This is a genomic window from Thiomicrospira sp. ALE5, assembly GCF_900112445.1.
GTDB lineage: Bacteria > Pseudomonadota > Gammaproteobacteria > Thiomicrospirales > Thiomicrospiraceae > Thiomicrospira.
Map to the genome: position 1 here is coordinate 90,432 of NZ_FOYY01000006.1, position 16,537 is coordinate 106,968.

20 protein-coding genes and 3 tRNA genes are annotated in these 16,537 nt (G+C 47.4%); 18 read left to right on the forward strand and 5 right to left on the reverse strand.

What is annotated here, in order from left to right; all coding sequences use genetic code 11:
* The first annotated feature begins 25 nt into the window (after positions 1-25).
* From fba to BM293_RS09960, 5 genes are all read left to right on the forward strand, one after another.
* Complete coding sequence (gene fba / locus BM293_RS09940; protein WP_093449125.1) at positions 26-1,090, forward strand: class II fructose-bisphosphate aldolase; 1,065 nt, start codon at positions 26-28, stop codon at positions 1,088-1,090.
* Positions 1,091-1,305: 215 nt separating this feature from the next.
* Positions 1,306-2,367: a porin gene (locus tag BM293_RS09945; RefSeq protein ID WP_093449128.1), complete on the forward strand. Its 1,062-nt coding sequence runs from the start codon at positions 1,306-1,308 to the stop codon at positions 2,365-2,367.
* Between the two features lie 182 nt (positions 2,368-2,549).
* Positions 2,550-2,738 (forward strand): hypothetical protein, encoded by a 189-nt coding sequence (locus BM293_RS10250; RefSeq protein WP_093449130.1) that lies wholly within the window; start codon positions 2,550-2,552, stop codon positions 2,736-2,738.
* Positions 2,739-2,909: 171 nt separating this feature from the next.
* Positions 2,910-3,152, forward strand: a complete 243-nt coding sequence (locus BM293_RS09955) for a hypothetical protein (protein WP_093449133.1) — start codon at positions 2,910-2,912, stop codon at positions 3,150-3,152.
* Positions 3,153-3,286: 134 nt separating this feature from the next.
* The gene (locus BM293_RS09960) at positions 3,287-3,502 is read left to right on the forward strand and encodes an integrase (protein ID WP_093449136.1); all 216 of its coding nucleotides are present in this window, start codon (positions 3,287-3,289) and stop codon (positions 3,500-3,502) included.
* A gap of 180 nt (positions 3,503-3,682) precedes the next feature.
* Here the strand turns inward: BM293_RS09960 and BM293_RS09965 are convergent, their stop codons facing one another.
* The 4 genes from BM293_RS09965 to BM293_RS09980 all read right to left on the reverse strand — a co-directional run bounded on the left by BM293_RS09965 (position 3,683) and on the right by BM293_RS09980 (position 6,566).
* Positions 3,683-4,261 (reverse strand): RpnC/YadD family protein, encoded by a 579-nt coding sequence (locus BM293_RS09965; protein WP_093449138.1) that lies wholly within the window; start codon positions 4,259-4,261, stop codon positions 3,683-3,685.
* A 78-nt stretch (positions 4,262-4,339) separates the two neighbouring features.
* Positions 4,340-5,050, reverse strand: coding sequence for a dethiobiotin synthase (bioD, locus tag BM293_RS09970; RefSeq protein ID WP_093449141.1), 711 nt, complete (start codon positions 5,048-5,050; stop codon positions 4,340-4,342).
* Between the two features lie 3 nt (positions 5,051-5,053).
* On the reverse strand, positions 5,054-5,941 hold the full coding sequence (locus tag BM293_RS09975) for a phosphoribosylaminoimidazolesuccinocarboxamide synthase (RefSeq protein ID WP_093449143.1): 888 nt from the start codon (positions 5,939-5,941) through the stop codon (positions 5,054-5,056).
* A gap of 22 nt (positions 5,942-5,963) precedes the next feature.
* Positions 5,964-6,566: a phosphate-starvation-inducible protein PsiE gene (locus BM293_RS09980; RefSeq protein WP_093449146.1), complete on the reverse strand. Its 603-nt coding sequence runs from the start codon at positions 6,564-6,566 to the stop codon at positions 5,964-5,966.
* A gap of 156 nt (positions 6,567-6,722) precedes the next feature.
* On the opposite strand from BM293_RS09980, the gene rpe reads away from it, so the two are divergent.
* The 9 genes from rpe to speE all read left to right on the forward strand — a co-directional run bounded on the left by rpe (position 6,723) and on the right by speE (position 14,017).
* A complete protein-coding gene (gene rpe, locus BM293_RS09985) occupies positions 6,723-7,427 on the forward strand; it encodes a ribulose-phosphate 3-epimerase (RefSeq protein WP_093449149.1) in 705 nt (234 codons plus the stop codon).
* A gap of 9 nt (positions 7,428-7,436) precedes the next feature.
* Complete coding sequence (locus tag BM293_RS09990) at positions 7,437-8,123, forward strand: phosphoglycolate phosphatase (protein WP_093449151.1); 687 nt, start codon at positions 7,437-7,439, stop codon at positions 8,121-8,123.
* Between the two features lie 3 nt (positions 8,124-8,126).
* Positions 8,127-9,641, forward strand: coding sequence for an anthranilate synthase component I (gene trpE / locus BM293_RS09995; RefSeq protein ID WP_093449154.1), 1,515 nt, complete (start codon positions 8,127-8,129; stop codon positions 9,639-9,641).
* Entirely contained in the window at positions 9,625-10,215 is a 591-nt protein-coding gene (locus tag BM293_RS10000) for an anthranilate synthase component II (protein WP_093449156.1), read from the forward strand. The genes trpE and BM293_RS10000 overlap by 17 nt, the downstream gene beginning before the upstream one ends.
* A 3-nt stretch (positions 10,216-10,218) precedes the next feature.
* Positions 10,219-11,238: an anthranilate phosphoribosyltransferase gene (gene trpD / locus BM293_RS10005; protein ID WP_093449159.1), complete on the forward strand. Its 1,020-nt coding sequence runs from the start codon at positions 10,219-10,221 to the stop codon at positions 11,236-11,238.
* Between the two features lie 19 nt (positions 11,239-11,257).
* A complete protein-coding gene (trpC, locus tag BM293_RS10010; protein ID WP_093449163.1) occupies positions 11,258-12,061 on the forward strand; it encodes an indole-3-glycerol phosphate synthase TrpC in 804 nt (267 codons plus the stop codon).
* A 92-nt stretch (positions 12,062-12,153) separates the two neighbouring features.
* Positions 12,154-12,582 (forward strand): OsmC family protein, encoded by a 429-nt coding sequence (locus BM293_RS10015; RefSeq protein WP_093449166.1) that lies wholly within the window; start codon positions 12,154-12,156, stop codon positions 12,580-12,582.
* A 104-nt stretch (positions 12,583-12,686) separates the two neighbouring features.
* Positions 12,687-13,193: an adenosylmethionine decarboxylase gene (speD, locus tag BM293_RS10020; RefSeq protein ID WP_093449168.1), complete on the forward strand. Its 507-nt coding sequence runs from the start codon at positions 12,687-12,689 to the stop codon at positions 13,191-13,193.
* Positions 13,190-14,017: a polyamine aminopropyltransferase gene (gene speE / locus BM293_RS10025; RefSeq protein ID WP_093449170.1), complete on the forward strand. Its 828-nt coding sequence runs from the start codon at positions 13,190-13,192 to the stop codon at positions 14,015-14,017. The genes speD and speE overlap by 4 nt, the downstream gene beginning before the upstream one ends.
* On the opposite strand, the gene bioA is transcribed toward speE, so the two are convergent.
* Positions 14,014-15,345 carry an adenosylmethionine--8-amino-7-oxononanoate transaminase gene (bioA, locus tag BM293_RS10030; protein ID WP_093449172.1) on the reverse strand — a complete coding sequence of 444 codons (1,332 nt, stop codon included), beginning with the start codon at positions 15,343-15,345 and terminating at the stop codon, positions 14,014-14,016. The genes speE and bioA overlap by 4 nt on opposite strands.
* A 116-nt stretch (positions 15,346-15,461) precedes the next feature.
* Between bioA and BM293_RS10035 the strand changes: the two genes are divergently transcribed.
* The 4 genes from BM293_RS10035 to BM293_RS10050 all read left to right on the forward strand — a co-directional run.
* A tRNA-Tyr gene (locus tag BM293_RS10035) sits at positions 15,462-15,546 on the forward strand.
* 7 nt (positions 15,547-15,553) lie between these two features.
* Positions 15,554-15,628, forward strand: a tRNA-Gly gene (locus BM293_RS10040).
* A gap of 20 nt (positions 15,629-15,648) precedes the next feature.
* Positions 15,649-15,724: transfer RNA gene (locus BM293_RS10045), tRNA-Thr, on the forward strand.
* Positions 15,725-15,775: 51 nt separating this feature from the next.
* Positions 15,776-16,537 (forward strand): elongation factor Tu (locus BM293_RS10050; protein WP_143607766.1); only part of this gene is annotated, 762 nt, incomplete at its 3' end.

A 16,537-nucleotide genomic window follows, 5' to 3' on the forward strand; every position in this document is an offset into this window, starting at 1 on the left:
TTAAACTAAAAAAGGAGTATCGCAGATGGCGATGATTACACTTCGTGAATTGATGGATTACGCAGCAGAACACCAGTTTGGTATGCCAGCGTTTAACGTAAACAACATGGAACAAGTACGCGCAATTATGCGTGCGGCAGATGCGGTTAATTCTCCGGTTATTCTGCAGGGTTCTGCGGGCGCACGTAAATATGCCGGTGAGCCAATGCTTCGTCACATGGTCGCGGCAGCCGTAGAAATGTATCCACACATTCCGGTTGTTATGCACCAGGATCACGGTTCAGATGTAGGCGTATGTTTGCGTGCAATTCAGTCTGGTTTTACCTCGGTCATGATGGACGGTTCTTTGATGTCAGACATGAAAACCCCTGCATCTTATGAGTACAATGCCGGTATTACTGCTGAAGTTGTTAAGATTGCCCACGCAGGTGGTGTATCTGTTGAAGGTGAGCTAGGTTGTTTAGGTTCACTAGAAACCGGTATGATGGGCGAAGAAGATGGTCACGGTTCAGATGAAAAACTAGACCATTCAGCTTTGTTGACTGATCCAGAAGAAGCGGCTCAGTTTGTTAAAGATACTAACGTTGACTGTTTAGCGGTTGCCGTTGGTACGTCTCACGGTGCTTACAAGTTTACGTCTAAGCCATCTGACGATGTATTGAAAATTGACCAGATCAAAAAAATCCATGAACGTATCCCTACAACTCACCTAGTCATGCACGGTTCTTCTTCTGTACCAGAAGAGTGGTTAAGCATTATCAATAACTACGGCGGTGACATGGGTCAAACCTATGGTGTACCGGTAGAAGCGATTGTTGAAGGCATCAAGTACGGCGTACGTAAAGTCAATATCGACACCGACCTACGTATGGCATCAACCGGTGCGATTCGTAAGCACTTGGCTGAAAACACCTCAAACTTCGATCCACGTAAATTCTTCAAAGCGGCAGAAGACGCGATGATGGAAATCTGTAAAGCCCGTTTCGAAGCCTTTGGCTGTGCGGGCCATGCCTCTAAGATCAAAGCAATGGGCTTAGAAGAAATGCAAGCACGTTATGCTGCCGGCTCATTGGACCAAAAAGTAAACTAAGCCATTAGTTTAAACGGTTTAGATGTTACAAAAAACCCGAGCCTGTCTCGGGTTTTTTATGGCTGGTGTTGCAAAAAAACAACAGTGCAAGATTTTGTTAAATTTTTTGCGTTGTCGCTTGCAACCCATTACAAAACCCCTTATTGTTACGTCCAAGTTAGCAATAAATAGCTAACACGATACAAACTAACTATTAATTAACAAGGAAACACAGCATGAAAAAGAATATTCTTGCAGTTGCAATCGCTGGCGCAATGGCCGCACCTTTAGCCGCTAACGCTGGCGCGCCTACGCTATACGGTCAAATGAACGTAGCGATCGACTCAGTATCTGACAATGGTTCTGCATTTGTTAACCGTAACTCACGTTTAGGCGTAAAAGGTTCAGAAGATCTAGGTAATGGTTTAAAAGCGGTTTACCAGTTAGAAACTACCCTAACTTTACAAGGCGATAATAGCGCAAACGGTTGGGGTGGCCTTCGTAACACCTTCGTAGGTGTTTCAGGTGGTTTCGGTACCGTAGTTGCAGGTCGTCATGACACGCCATTGCGTATGATTCAGCCAACTGATCGTTTCAATGACTCTTTCTACCTAGGCAACAACACCGGTCGTTTCGGTGGCTTAAACCTTGGTGGTGGCGTTAATTTTTCAGGTGAAGATCGTCTAGATAACATGGTCGCCTATATTTCCCCTAACATGAATGGTTTCCAGGTTGTGTTTGGTGGTATTACAACTGCTGCTGAAGATAGAGAAAATAGACAGTCGCTTGGTAATGCATATTCTGCAGCAGTGCAGTACGGTTCAAAACGTGATGGTTTATATGCAGCAGTAGGTGTTACTCAACGTACATCTGATTTATATGCTAAAGATGAAAATATTGACCAGCAAAACATCCGTGCTACTGTTCAGTATGCTGATTCTGGCTTAGTCGTCTCTGCAATGTATAATCAGGTTAACACTAAGTCTTTTGATGACACAAATGGCAAAACTGACCTTGGTAATCACAACAACATCGTGGTAGGCGCTGCTTACACTATGGGTGATTTCACCCCACGTGCTAAGATTGCTTTCGTATCTTATGATGACATAACGCAAAATGGCAATAAGGACAAAAACAAAGATGCAACTAACTATGCATTAGGACTTGACTATGCATTAGGCAAAAGAACGCGTACTTTTGTAGAATACGGTGTACTTGATAAAAACAGCCTAACTGGTGTTCGTGTTGGTGACAAGTCAACTGACGTGTTCACTGTCGGTTTAGCACACAGCTTCTAATCGGTCGTCGAGGCCCGTCCTCGACCCCTTTTATAGCAGTGCCGCCTAACGGCAAAAAACCCCGCCCACAAAGCGGGGTTTTTTTATTGTGATAATCCACCCCCCCCGTCATTGCAAGCATCCCCCCCCCTCAGTCATTGCGAACGAAGTGAAGCAATCTCCAGCCAATTCAACCCCCCGTCATGGCGAGCACCGCGAAGCCATCTACCAAGATCGCCACGGCCTCAGGCCTCGCGACACCGGACTATAATTATCAGCAAATGCAAACTGCCAAGGTCCTGCTTGGGGTGTTAAACTTAATCTTAGTGGGTGTCGCATTTTTTCTTGCCAAGAAAGTGCAGCAAGAAATCGAAAAATTGAGGAATTTATAATGAACGAATGGCTGATTATTTTTATTGTAGTTTTGGCTTTATCGCCACTTATCTATGCCGCTATTCGAGCGATTTTGCATAAGTGAAACTACTTTCTCGCGTTGAGGAGTTATGAAATGGAAATTTTTGCCGTTCTCGCAATTATCTTTTTTATTGGCGGTCTGTTAGCTGTTGCCTGCGAAGCACTTAAACATAAACCTAAATCCTAATCTGGCAAGTTTTGCTATTCTCTTTAAAGGGCATTACGAGCGCTCTGAAGCCATCACCCAAGATCGCCACGGCCTCTGGCCTCGCGATGACGCGACCCCGTCATTGCAAACGCAGTGGCAACTAAAAGTACAACGCCCCAAAGCGGGGCGTATTGGTCGTGTTAAGGCGATAAAGGTTAGTGCTTGGGTTGTTCGTGTTTTTTGAGGTAATCATCCAGTCAATGAGCCGGTCTTGGCAGTGTAATCTCACAAGCTTACTATCAATATTTAACCCTCAGGCTGCTTGTTATTTGCGTTGTGATAGAATAATGATGGTAGATTGTTTCTGGAGTTCTATAAATGAGCACGATGAATATTGAAGTTTATAATGCGTTTAAAAAAGCGGGGGTTCCTGACGAGCAAGCTGTTGCTGCAGCACAGGCAATCGTTGATGAAAGCCTGGCAAGAAAAGCCGATATTCAAATTCTAAAGTCTGAAATGCTTTTTCTTAGGTGGATGTTGGCGTTTAATCTCGCTTTTACCATGGCCATACTCTATAAGTTGTTTTTTGCGTAACAGCCAACCCCCCCCGCCCCCCGTCATGGCGAGCCTCCCTCTGTCATGGCGAGCGTAGCGAAGCCATCTAGAGATCACCACAGCCTTCGGCCTCGCGATGACGCTGCCCGTCATTGCAAACGCAGTGGCAACTAAAACGCCCCAAAGCGGGGCGTATTGGTTGTGTTAAGGCGATAAGACTTATTGCTTGGGTTGTTCGTGTTTTTTGAGGTAGTCCATCAAATCATTGACTGAAACACTGGCTTCTTCAGCCGCCTCTTTGACGCTTAAATTAAAGCGGTTAATCATTTTTAAGGCCATTTCAAGTTTGCCCTCTAGTTTGCCTTCAAGCCTGCCTTCTTGCATGGCGATGCGTTCTACAGATGTGACATAGGCCATTTGTTGTTCCTCCTCAATCTGGTCAACAAGGACTTTAAATTCAATATCTAAATTATGCGGTAAGGTAATCATCCAGTCAATGAGCCGGAAGAGTTCCAGTAGTTGTTGCTGAGTATAGCCTTTTTGATAGAGCAAGCGAATCAGTTGTTTTTTGGCGCCCAGTTTTTGCTGCGGTTTTTTCAATAGTTTTGCATGGAGTTGTGCCGCAAAAATTAATGCAAAGACGTTATCGCTGTGGTGCAGTTCGTCGAGACGATCTTGCCAGTCAATGAGGGCAAATACATTTGGAAATAACAGCGCTAAAAACTCCGGAAAAAGCAGCTCTAAGGCTTCTTTCCATGGGCTGTCATGGTCTTGATTATCGAGGAGAGTTTCGCTCATAGCAGGCCTGGTATAAAGATTAATTACGTCTTATTATACGTATTTATGCCACCTTTTTTGAGGTTTTCCATTACACTGCTATGCAGCAATAATAAGCGGTGCGATAGCGTTTTTTTGGCTTTGATAGGCTTGGTGATAAATCGGCGTGTCTGGAAAGGGGCTGTGGTGTTTAACAAGTTCGGTTAGGTCAGCTAGATTATCAGGGTCTGCTTGTGGTTGAGTATCATTGAGTAGAATCGCATGCAATGCTAGGTTACGATGAGCAATGGCGGTTAGGCTAAGCAGCGCATGGTTTAAACAACCCAAACGGTTGCCGACGACCAGAATGATCGGCAGGCCTAACATTTGGGCTAAATCGGCATTAAGTCCATCAGGCGCAAGCGGTGACAAAAAACCACCGGCGCCTTCTACGACCAGCCGACTAGTAGGCCTGTTATCTGCATCAGGTATATTCGATAAGCAGGCCTGCTGCAGATCACCCAAACGCAGTCTGTTTAATTGCGGGTCAGTACTTTGCCTGATCGCGCGGGCGGGTGAAATGGGCGGTTCGAATAAGTAATGGCAAATGTGTTGCATGGGTGGCGGCGTTTGGCCGGATTGGGCTAGCGCTTGATGTAGCATTTGTGCATCTTCGGAGACCAATTGATTTTGTTGCCAAACACAGCCCGATGCGACAGGTTTGCGTGCAATAATATGAAAGTCCTGCTGTGCAAGTCCTTTAATCAATGCCGCCGATACCCAAGTTTTGCCGACTTCGGTGTCGGTGCCGGTAATAAAAAACCCATTCATCGTTTAGTTTTCGGTTAAGCGTGCTTGCGCCTCTTGGTATTTACTAAGTGTCGCTTTGACGACTTCAGCTGGCAAATCAGGCCCTGGAGCGGTTTTATCCCATTCCAGCGACTCTAGATAATCACGCACAAATTGTTTGTCAAAGCTCGGTGGATTGCTGCCAGTGGCATAGTCCTTTGCCGGCCAAAAACGTGAACTATCCGGGGTAAGAATTTCATCAATGAGGATTAAATTGCCCTGCTCGTCTAAACCAAACTCAAATTTGGTGTCGGCAATAATAATGCCTCGTGCCAGTGCGAACTCGGCAGCCGATTTATAGAGGGCTAAGCTCACTTCCCGGACTTGATTAGCCAAATCGGCACCGATTTTTGCGACCATTTGATCAAAAGTAATATTTTCATCGTGATCACCTACTTCCGCTTTACTTGAAGGGGTGAACAGCGGTTCAGGAAGTTGTTGGGCGAGGGCCAGGCCTGCTGGCAAAGCTAAACCGCAAACACTTTGACTTTGCTGATACTCTTTCCAGCCAGAACCGACTAAATAACCACGAACAATGGCTTCAATTGGCAAGGGTGTATAGCGTCCGACAATGACGCCGCGTCCGTCCAGTTGTGCCAGTTCATCTGGCGTTAGAAAATCACTCAGGCTAAGGTCGCTGGCAAGATGATTGCGAATAATCCCTTGGGTGTGACGAAACCAGAACTGTGCCATTTCAGCTAATATACGCCCTTTGCCAGGAATGGGCGTGGGCAAAATCACGTCGAATGCGGATAGGCGATCAGTGGTGACAATAAGCAGGTGTTGGTCATCGAGTTGATAAAGATCACGCACTTTGCCACGATTAATTAACGGCACTGAGCTTAGGTTGGATTGATGAAGGGCGGGGGTCATATCTGTCTCCTAAATAGCGGCATTAATCGTTGTGAGTTTCAGTCGGGTTAGACACGTGTTGCGACGGTTTGCTGCGACGTCGGCGATTACGACGATGACCTTGGGTGACCCGCTGCGGGCGGGGCTTTTTATCTGTGTCATTATCATCTTCAAGCAGGTCGTCTGGACGTCCATCTTGGTCACCAACCGGTTTAGTAGACAGTGGTGATAACCAGCGGGGGCCAACCCGATCTTGGGACGGAAATTTGAGCGAGCCATAGCGTAATGCTAATACCGCTAGGGCAATTAAAATAATGGTAAAGCCTACAGCCAACATTTCCCATTCGCTGAGCTCTTTCATTTCTAATATCAAATAGCGCGCCATGGCAATAATGGCAATATAAAGTGGCAGTCGAATCGGTAGTTTACCTGAATCAAGGTAGATAGCGACCATCGCGAGCACTTCAAGATACAAAAACAGTAGCAGCAGATCGCCGAGCGTGACGGTTGCGGTTGCAACCATTTGACTCACTTCCATAAATCCGGCATAGATGGTGGCAAGGGCAATAATAACCAAGCCGATTATTTCAAAAATCCCAATCGTACGGCGAATGGCATGGGTGGTTTTGGTATGTTGAACGCTCATTTAGACGCCTTGTTTTCTACTGCACTTTTGCCGCATTATAGTGTTTTTGCACCGGCTAAGGTGAAATTTATCCCGATACTGGTAAAATGCTTGGCATTTGATCGTGTTTAATGACACGATAACGGGTGTTTTTTTAATTTTTAAGAGGATTTGAACATGGCAAAGCAACCAAATTGGATCGCGCCTTCTATTTTATCAGCCGATTTTGCGCAGTTGGGTAAAGATGTTAAAGATGTATTGAACGCAGGCGCAGACGTGGTGCATTTTGATGTGATGGATAACCATTATGTACCTAACCTAACCATTGGCCCATTGGTATGTGAATCACTTAAAAATTACATGGTGCGTGAAAGTTTAACGGCACCAATTGATGTGCATTTAATGGTGAAGCCAGTTGATCGCGTGATCGGTGACTTTGCGAATGCCGGTGCGGACTATATTACTTTCCACCCTGAAGCCTCAGAGCATATTGACCGTAGCCTTCAGTTAATTAAAGGCGCGGGCTGTAAAGCAGGCCTGGTATTTAACCCAGCGACCTCTTTAAGTTACCTTGAGCATGTGATGGATAAAATCGACATGATTTTAATCATGTCAGTTAACCCAGGTTTTGGTGGTCAGGCGTTTATTCCGCACGCCCTGGACAAATTACGTGCCGCTCGCCAGTTGATTGATGCCAGTGGTAAAGAGATTCGTTTGGAGATTGATGGCGGCGTGAAAGCCGAAAACATTGCTGAAGTCGCTGCAGCCGGTTGTGATACGTTTGTGTCAGGTTCAGGGATTTTTGGTAAAGCGAATGCGAGCGATGCGAACCGGTATGACACCATTATCAAGCAGATGCGTGACGAGTTGGCAAAGGCTTAAGTGAACGCCATGGTAGAAAAAATCAAACCAGGCCTGGTGCTTATCGACCTAGATGGTACGCTGATTGATAGCGTGCCAGATTTGGCCTATTGCGTGGATGAGATGATGACGCAACTCGGTTTGCCAGTACGCGGTGAAGCGGTGGTGCGCAACTGGGTGGGCAATGGTGTCGAGCGCCTAGTGCGCCGTGCGTTAATCAATGCGGTGGATGGTGAGCCAGATGAGGCCACCTTTGCCAAAGCCTATCCGATCTTCTTAGAACTTTATCGTGACAATAATGCCAAGCGCTCGCAAGTATATGATGGTGTGGTGGTAGGCATTGAATGGATGCAGGCACAGGGTTATCGTTTGAGTTGTGTGACCAATAAAGCCGAGGCATTTACCTTGCCGTTATTGAAAGATAAAGGCTTGTTAGATTATTTCGAGTTTGTGGTCAGTGGCGATACCTGCGCAGAGAAAAAACCGCATCCAATGCCGTTGTTGCATGCGGCGAAACTGATGAATGTTGCGCCAGATAATGCGTTGATGATTGGCGATTCTAAAAGTGATGTGAAAGCAGCGCGTGCCGCAGGCTTTCATATCTTCTGCATGAGTTATGGTTATAACCATGGTGAAGACATTCGCGATTATGCCCCGGATGTGGTGATGGATAGCATGACCGAGTTGGTCAATTATATGTGTGCACAGGAGAGTTAAGCGATGGCGATGACCCGCGACCAACTGCATGAATTACAAGCTCAAGGCTACAGCCATGCGCCGATGGTGCGTCAGTTGTTGGCGGATTTTGATACGCCTTTGTCGGTCTATGCCAAGCTTGCCGATGCACCCAATAGCTATTTATTTGAATCGGTGCAAGGCGGTGACAAATGGGGGCGCTATTCTATTATTGGGTTGCCCTGTGATACGCAGGTACGGGTTAAGGGTCAGCGCGTCAGTGTTTGGCAAGCGGCTGAGCAGGTCGCTGAACAAGTCGTGGATGATCCCCTTGCTTGGCTGGAAGCCTATCAAACTCAGTTTAAAGTCTACGATCAACCAGGCCTGCCTAAATTTTGTGGTGGCTTAGTGGGCTATTTTGGTTATGACACGGTGCGTTATATGGAGCCACGTTTAGCGGCTAGCACGCCTGCGCAGGACGATTTAAATGCTGACGATATGGTGCTACTGGTTTCCAAAGAGTTGGTGGTGTTCGATAACTTGAATGGCCAGGTGCAGTGTATTGTTCAGGTGCCCTTACAAGATGCCAGCATTGCCGACCCTTATGCTTATGGTTTGCAGCGTTTAAACGAGATGGTTGCACAGCTGGCTACACCCTTAACGCCGCCACAAGACAAACCGAGTGGACAATCGGTAGCTGAATTAGATTTTAAGTCTAGTTTTGGTGAGGCGGCGTTTAAAGACGCAGTGCATAAAATTAAGGACTATATTTTAGCCGGTGATGCCATGCAGGTGGTGTTGTCACAGCAAATGTCCTTGGACTACCCGTATCGTTCGCTAGATTTATATCGGGCGCTGCGTCACCTCAACCCTTCACCCTATTTGTTTTACGTCAATTTAGCTGATTTGCAAATTGTCGGCTCATCGCCAGAAATTTTGGTCCGCCTTGAAGATGCGGTGGTGACGGTGCGCCCTATCGCAGGGACTCGCAAACGGGGTGAATCGGTTGACGCCGATTTGGCCTTAGAGCAAGATTTGCTGGCCGATCCGAAAGAATTGGCTGAGCATTTAATGTTGATTGATTTGGGGCGTAATGATGTGGGTCGGATTGCCCAAACCGGTGCGGTCAAGTTAACTGAAAAAATGACTGTAGAGCGGTATTCACATGTGATGCATATCGTTTCTAATGTCGAGGCCAAAGTGCAACCGGGATTGAGTGCGTTAGATGTGTTGCGCGCAACTTTTCCTGCGGGTACGGTATCGGGCGCGCCCAAAGTACGCGCGATGGAAATTATTGATGAATTAGAGCCGGTCAAGCGCGGGATTTATGCCGGAGCAGTCGGTTATTTGGGCTGGCACGGTAATATGGATACGGCGATTGCGATTCGCACTGCCGTGATTAAAGAGGGTCGTTTATTTGTGCAGGCGGGTGCCGGTATTGTGGCCGATTCAGTCGCACAAAGCGAATGGGATGAAACCATGAATAAAGGGCGCGCGGTGTTCCGTGCCGCCGCATTTGTAAGCCAAGGTATGGGAGCTGACGATGTTGTTAATGATTGATAACTATGATTCCTTTACTTACAACCTTGTGCAGTATTTTGGTGAACTTGGGCAAGAGGTGAAGGTCGTGCGCAATGACCAGTTAACGCTGGACGATATTGCCGCTTGGCAGCCTGAGTTTTTAGTGATTTCGCCCGGCCCTTGTACGCCGACTGAGGCGGGGGTGTCCGTCGCGGCCATCCAGCGTTTTGCTGGTGAGATCCCTATTCTAGGGGTGTGCTTAGGTCATCAAGCGATAGGTCAGGCCTTTGGTGGAGAGATTGTTCGAGCCAAGCAGGTGATGCACGGTAAAACCTCGCCGGTCTTTCATCATAATGCTGGGGTATTTAGCGATTTACCCAACCCAGTGCAAACCACCCGCTACCATTCGTTGGTGATCAACCAGGCCTGCTTACCGGATTGTTTAGAGGTAACGGCTTGGACGCAAACTGAGTCGGGTGAGTTTGATGAGATTATGGGCGTGCGACATAAAAGCCTGCCCGTTGAAGGGGTGCAGTTTCACCCTGAATCCATCTTGACCGAGCAAGGTCATCAAATGTTGCAAAATTTTTTAAATCAGACAAGAGTGAGTTAGCCGATGTTAATTGCGCAAGCCTTGCAGGCATTGTTAAAAAAACAAGATTTAACTGGCTCACAAATGCGCGAGGTGATGCAGTACTTAATGTCGGGCGCGGCCAGTGATGCTGAAATCGCCGGTTTGCTAGTGGCCTTGCGAATGAAGGGCGAAACAATTGATGAAATTGCCGCTGCCGCTGAAGTCATGCGTAGCTTGTCGGTGAAGGTGTCCGTGAACGATAGTCAGGGCTTAATTGATACCTGTGGCACCGGCGGTGACGGTGCGAATATTTTTAACGTGTCTACCGCAACGGCATTTGTTGCAGCAGCAGGCGGCGCGAAGGTGGCTAAGCACGGTAACCGTTCGGTCTCGAGCAAGTCGGGTAGTGCCGACTTATTGGAAGCCGCTGGGGTGAATCTAGGCTTAACCGCTCATCAAGTCGAAGCCTGCATTGAGCAGTTAGGCGTCGGCTTTATGTTTGCGCCCGCTCATCACGGTGCTATGAAGCATGTGATTGGGGTGCGAAAGGCATTAGGTGTGCGTACGATATTTAATTTACTCGGCCCTTTAACCAATCCGGCTAATGCACCCGCGCAGGTATTAGGTGTGTATGATCGCGGTTTATTGGTCCCTTTTGCCCAGGTCTTAAAGCAGTTAGGCTCACAGCATGTCATGGTGGTGCATGCAGCGGATGGGTTAGATGAAATTTCGGTGGCGGCACCCACCTTTGTTGCCGAGTTGCGCGATGGCGCGATTAAAGAATGGCAAATTAATCCAGATGAATATGGCATGGCGCATAGCAGCTTATTGCCCTTGGCCGTCTCATCGGCACAAGAAAGTTTGGCGCTAATTAAGCAAGCTTTTTCGGGTGAGTCAGGCCCAGCAGCCGATATTATTAGTTTAAATGCCGGTGCAGCGCTGTATGTGGCGGGTCAAGCAGGTAGTTTTGCTGAGGGTGTGCAGCGTGCGAAACTGCTCATACAAGACGGTTCGGCACAACAAAAATTGGATCAGTTGGTTGAGCTTAGTCAGGCTATCTAATGAGGATGTAAGGAATACTATGGCGACGCCAACAATATTAACCAAGATTAATCAACGTAAACTGGCTGAGATAGCTGCAGCAGAAGCCTCCGTGCCCTTGGCAAATATAGCCGAGTTGGCTCAGCAGGCCTGCTTAGACAATCCCACGAGGGGTTTTGCACAAGCTTTGCAAGCTAAAGTGGCAGCAGGCCAAGCGGGCGTCATTGCTGAGATAAAAAAAGCCTCACCAAGCAAGGGTGTATTGCGTGAAAATTTTGATCCTGTTGCAATTGCGCAAGCCTACGAGCGTGCGGGGGCGGCTTGTTTATCTATTTTAACGGATGTAGATTTTTTTCAAGGTTCAGCGGATTATTTGCGCCAAGCGCGTGCGGCCGTCAGTTTACCGGTGATTCGCAAAGACTTTATTATTGCGCCCTATCAAGTCTATGAAGCACGGGCGATGGGGGCAGACTGCATTTTATTGATTGCGGCGTCTTTAGACGATACACAGATGCGCGACCTTACTGAGCTTGCGCAGTCCTTGCAAATGGATGTGCTGATTGAAGTGCATGATGCGCAAGAATTAACCCGTGCGCTACAAATTCCATTACCCCTAATTGGCATTAATAACCGCAACTTACATACCTTTGAGGTGAGTTTGCAAACCACGTTGGATTTACTGGCTGCTTTACCAGGCGATCGTCTAGTGATCACAGAGAGTGGCATTTTAAGTGCCGCAGATGTTGCGATGATGCGCAGCCATAATGTCCATGGCTTTTTGGTTGGTGAAGCCTTTATGCGTGCTCATGATCCAGGCGATGCACTGGCGAAGATGTTTGCTTAACATTAAAGCAGGCCTGGTTGAGTGTTTCTTAACCAGGCCTGCTTATTTGTAAGAATTAATAGAAATTAATTAAATTAAGTAGAGTAAAAGTGATGAATAAAATCGCAACCGTTAAATGGGTGGATGGCATGAGCTTTGTCGGTGAAACGGCTTCGGGTCATGCGGTTGTCATGGATGGGCCACCGGATATTGGTGGCAAAAATCTTGGCCCTCGCCCGATGGAAATGGTGTTGTTGGGTTTGGGAGGTTGCACGGCGGTCGATGTGATGATGATTTTGCAAAAGGGCGGGCAGGCGGTGCGTGATTGTCGCATTGAAGTCAGTGCGGAGCGCGCGGAAACAATTCCTAAGGTTTATACCAAAATCCATTTGCATTACGTGGTGACGGGGTCTGGTTTACAGGACAAGAAGGTGGCGCGCGCAGTGAATTTATCGGCTGAAAAATACTGTTCGGTATCTAAGATGCTTGAGCAGGCCGCAGAGCTTACCCATGATTTTGAACTAGTGGATGATGCAGAATAATGCAATTTACTGATTGATTTTACTTGCTTTTTTACTGTTGATCGTCATAATTCGCGTTTTCAAGTTTTTTAACCGTTATAGATTAAGTGAAGGTGGGCCAGATTATGTCCGAAAGTATTTTAAAAACCGGCAACGAGCATTTTGAAATCATTGAAAAAACCACCGTGATTGAATCCTCTTGGCCCACCCATGATCAAGCAGTAGAAGATTTAACTCAAGACCATTTTATTGTGCGCGATGGTAAGGAATATGCAGGCACGCATCTGATTATCGATCTTTGGGGGGCAAAGCGTTTAGATGAGTTGGAGCTGATGGAAGACACCTTGCGCGAGGCGGTTACGCAAGCGGGTGCGACCTTGTTACATATTCATTTGCACCACTTTACACCTAACGGCGGTATTTCCGGGGTGGCGGTTCTGGCTGAATCGCACATCAGTGTTCATTCATGGCCAGAGCGCGATTTTGCGGCCTTTGATGTGTTTATGTGTGGTGATGCCCAGCCCGAAAAAGCGATCGCTGTGTTAGAAGCCGCTTTTACGCCCAGTCGTGTGGTGGTTGATACTTTGTTACGCGGCGATGTGGATACGGCCAGTGCTGAGGATGCCGCGTGAGTGAGTTGAGTTATTTAGAAACCTTGCATCCCTCTTGGGGTCAGGCGTTTATTATGGATGAGGTATTGTTTGAAAACAAAACCGAGCATCAGCATCTGATTATCTTTAATAACGCCCAATGGGGTCGGGTAATGGCGCTAGATGGTGTGATTCAAACCACCGAACGTGATGAGTTTATTTATCACGAGATGTTGACGCATGTGCCTATGATGGCGCATCCAAAGCCCCAGCGTGTCTTGATTATTGGCGGGGGCGATGGCGGTATTCTGCGTGAGGTGCTTAAACACCCAGATGTTGAACAAGTAACCCAGGTAGAGATTGATGAGGCGGTCGTTACGCTGTGTCGTGAGTATTTTCCGAATCACTCCCAAGGTGCGTATGATGATCCGCGTTTGAATTTGGTAATTGGTGATGGCGTTGATTTTGTCAACCAGACCCAGCAAAAATTTGATGTGGTCATTTCGGACTCAACGGATCCGGTTGGGCCGGGTGAAGTCTTGTTCACATCCCGTTTTTACCAAGGTGTGCAGGCCTGTTTAGCTGAGGGTGGCGTGTTTGTTGCCCAAAATGGTGTCAGCTTTTTGCAGGGCAATGAAGTTAAAACCTCTGCCCAGCGTCTGGGCCTAACCTTTGCAAAACGAGGATTTTATTCCGTGGCGGTGCCAACCTACGTGGGTGGCATTATGACCTTGGCTTGGGCTAGCGATTCAGTGGACTTGCCATCTGTGTTGCCTCGTGGGTTTGAGCTGGCGACACGCTATTACACGCCTGCGTTGCACCAGGCCTGCTTTGCGCTGCCCCGTTATGTTTTAGATCAGCTTTAAACAAAAGGCAGGGCTTGTGTACTTGGTGGTGTTGGTTCAGTTTGCTCGTCAAGTGCTGTCAACACGGCATAGGCCATAACCTGTGCAAGGCGCTGCGCTTCTTGGGTTGTAATGGTATAGGCTGGCATGCTGTAAACCAGCTTGCCAAAAGGTCTTAGCCAAACGTTTTCCGTTAAAGCTAGCTGTTGAATCCGGCTGGCTAAATCTTCTCGACTCAGTTCAATGACCGCGACGCCGCCAAGGCAGCGCACATCAACAATATCTGGATGCTGGAGTGATTGCCAGGCCTGGCTGAAAATGGCTTGAATTTGATTCACCGCCGCTTGCCAATCATATTCTTGTAATAATTTAACACTGGCATGGGCAATGCGGCAGGCTAGTGGGTTGGCCATAAAGGTGGGGCCGTGCATTAGCAGGCCTGGTTCCGCTCTACTGATACCGTCGCGAATCCGCTCGTTACAAAGTGTAGCCGCTAAGCTAATCATGCCGGCGCTCAAGCCTTTGCCAAGTGTCATTATATCGGGTTGCAGCCCGGCCCATTCACAGGCGAAAAGCTTGCCTGTTCGCCCCAGTCCGGTTGCAATTTCATCGGCAATGAGTAACACATCATATTCACGACAAAGGGCTGTGGCTTGACGTAAGTAGTCAGTAGAATAAAAACGCATGCCTCCAGCGCCTTGGATAATCGGCTCAAAAACAAACGCAGCTATGTTTTGATGGTTTTGCTCAAGTACAGCTTTAAGCGAATCTAAGCAGGTCTGGTCAGTAAGTGGCTGGTCGGGGTGGTGAGATATGGGCGGTGCTTCAGCAAACAAATTGGGCATTAAGTTTTGGGCAAATAAATGGTGCATGCCATCCACAGGGTCGCAAACCGACATGGCACCAAAAGTGTCACCATGATAGGCATGTTTTAGGGCAATAAATCGAGATTTCTGTGGTTGACCAATAGATTTCCAGTATTGCAGTGCCATTTTTAGCGCCACTTCGACGGCAATGGAGCCCGAGTCGGCAAAGAAGATATGTTGTAAGTTTTTAGGGGTAATAGCTAAAACCGCATCCGCTAATTCACTAGCAGGTTGATGGCTAAAACCACCAAACATAATATGCGGCATCTGATTTAGTTGGTCGTGGGCGGCAGCTAGAATGTTTGGATGATTGTAGCCATGAATAGCAGACCACCAGGAGGACATGGCATCGAGTAAAACGCGACCATCAGCAAGTTGAATAGAACAGCCGTTTGTGTCAACAGCTTCAAGGGCGGGTTGCCTTGCAGGTAGTGTGCTATAGGGGTGCCAAATGTGTTGCTGATCAAGTTGGGTAAAGTTCATATAGTGAATGATTACCTCCTAAACAAAGAATGAAATAATGCCGGTAATTATTTTAAAACTTTAGCATTCTTTTGTTGACAGGTGTTTTTTTTAAAGTAGAATACGCAACCACATTTGGAGGGTTTCCCGAGCGGTCAAAGGGGGCAGACTGTAAATCTGCTGGCTCAGCCTTCGTTGGTTCGAATCCAGCACCCTCCACCAAATTCCTGCGGGTGTCGTATAATGGCTATTACCTCGGCCTTCCAAGCCGAAGACGTGGGTTCGATTCCCATCACCCGCTCCATTTCATGATTTAGAAATTCAGCTCTCATAGCTCAGTTGGTAGAGCGCTTCCATGGTAAGGAAGAGGTCACCAGTTCGATTCTGGTTGAGAGCTCCATTTTTAGGCTGGGGTGCCCAGTCAATTAGTAATGCTAAAACGGGGTTCGTCATGGCAAAAGCAAAGTTTGAACGTACAAAGCCGCACGTAAACGTGGGCACGATTGGTCACGTTGACCATGGTAAAACTACCTTAACAGCGGCGTTAACGATTGTTCAAGGTAAGAAGTTTGGTGGTGACGTAAAAGGTTACGATCAGATTGATAACGCACCAGAAGAAAAGGCGCGTGGTATCACCATTTCGACAGCTCACGTAGAGTATGAGTCAGACACTCGTCACTATGCGCACGTTGACTGTCCAGGGCATGCTGACTATGTTAAAAACATGATCACTGGTGCGGCGCAGATGGATGGTGCGATTCTAGTATGTTCGGCCGCTGACGGCCCTATGCCACAAACGCGTGAGCACATTTTGTTATCACGTCAGGTAGGTGTACCTTACATCGTTGTGTTCCTAAACAAAGCGGACATGGTTGATGACGAAGAGTTGTTAGAATTGGTTGAGATGGAAGTGCGTGAGTTGTTGTCTGAGTATGACTTCCCAGGTGATGACACACCAGTAATCAAAGGTTCTGCACTAAAAGCGATCGAAGGTGACCAGTCTGACATTGGTGAGCCAGCGATTGGTCAGCTAATTGAAGCGCTTGATACGTACATTCCAGAGCCAACGCGTGAAACTGACAAGCCGTTCCTAATGCCGGTTGAAGATGTATTCTCAATCCAGGGTCGTGGTACGGTAGTAACCGGTCGTGTTGAGACGGGTGTTGTAAAAGTGGGTGACGAGATCGAAATCGTAGGTATTCGTGATACCACT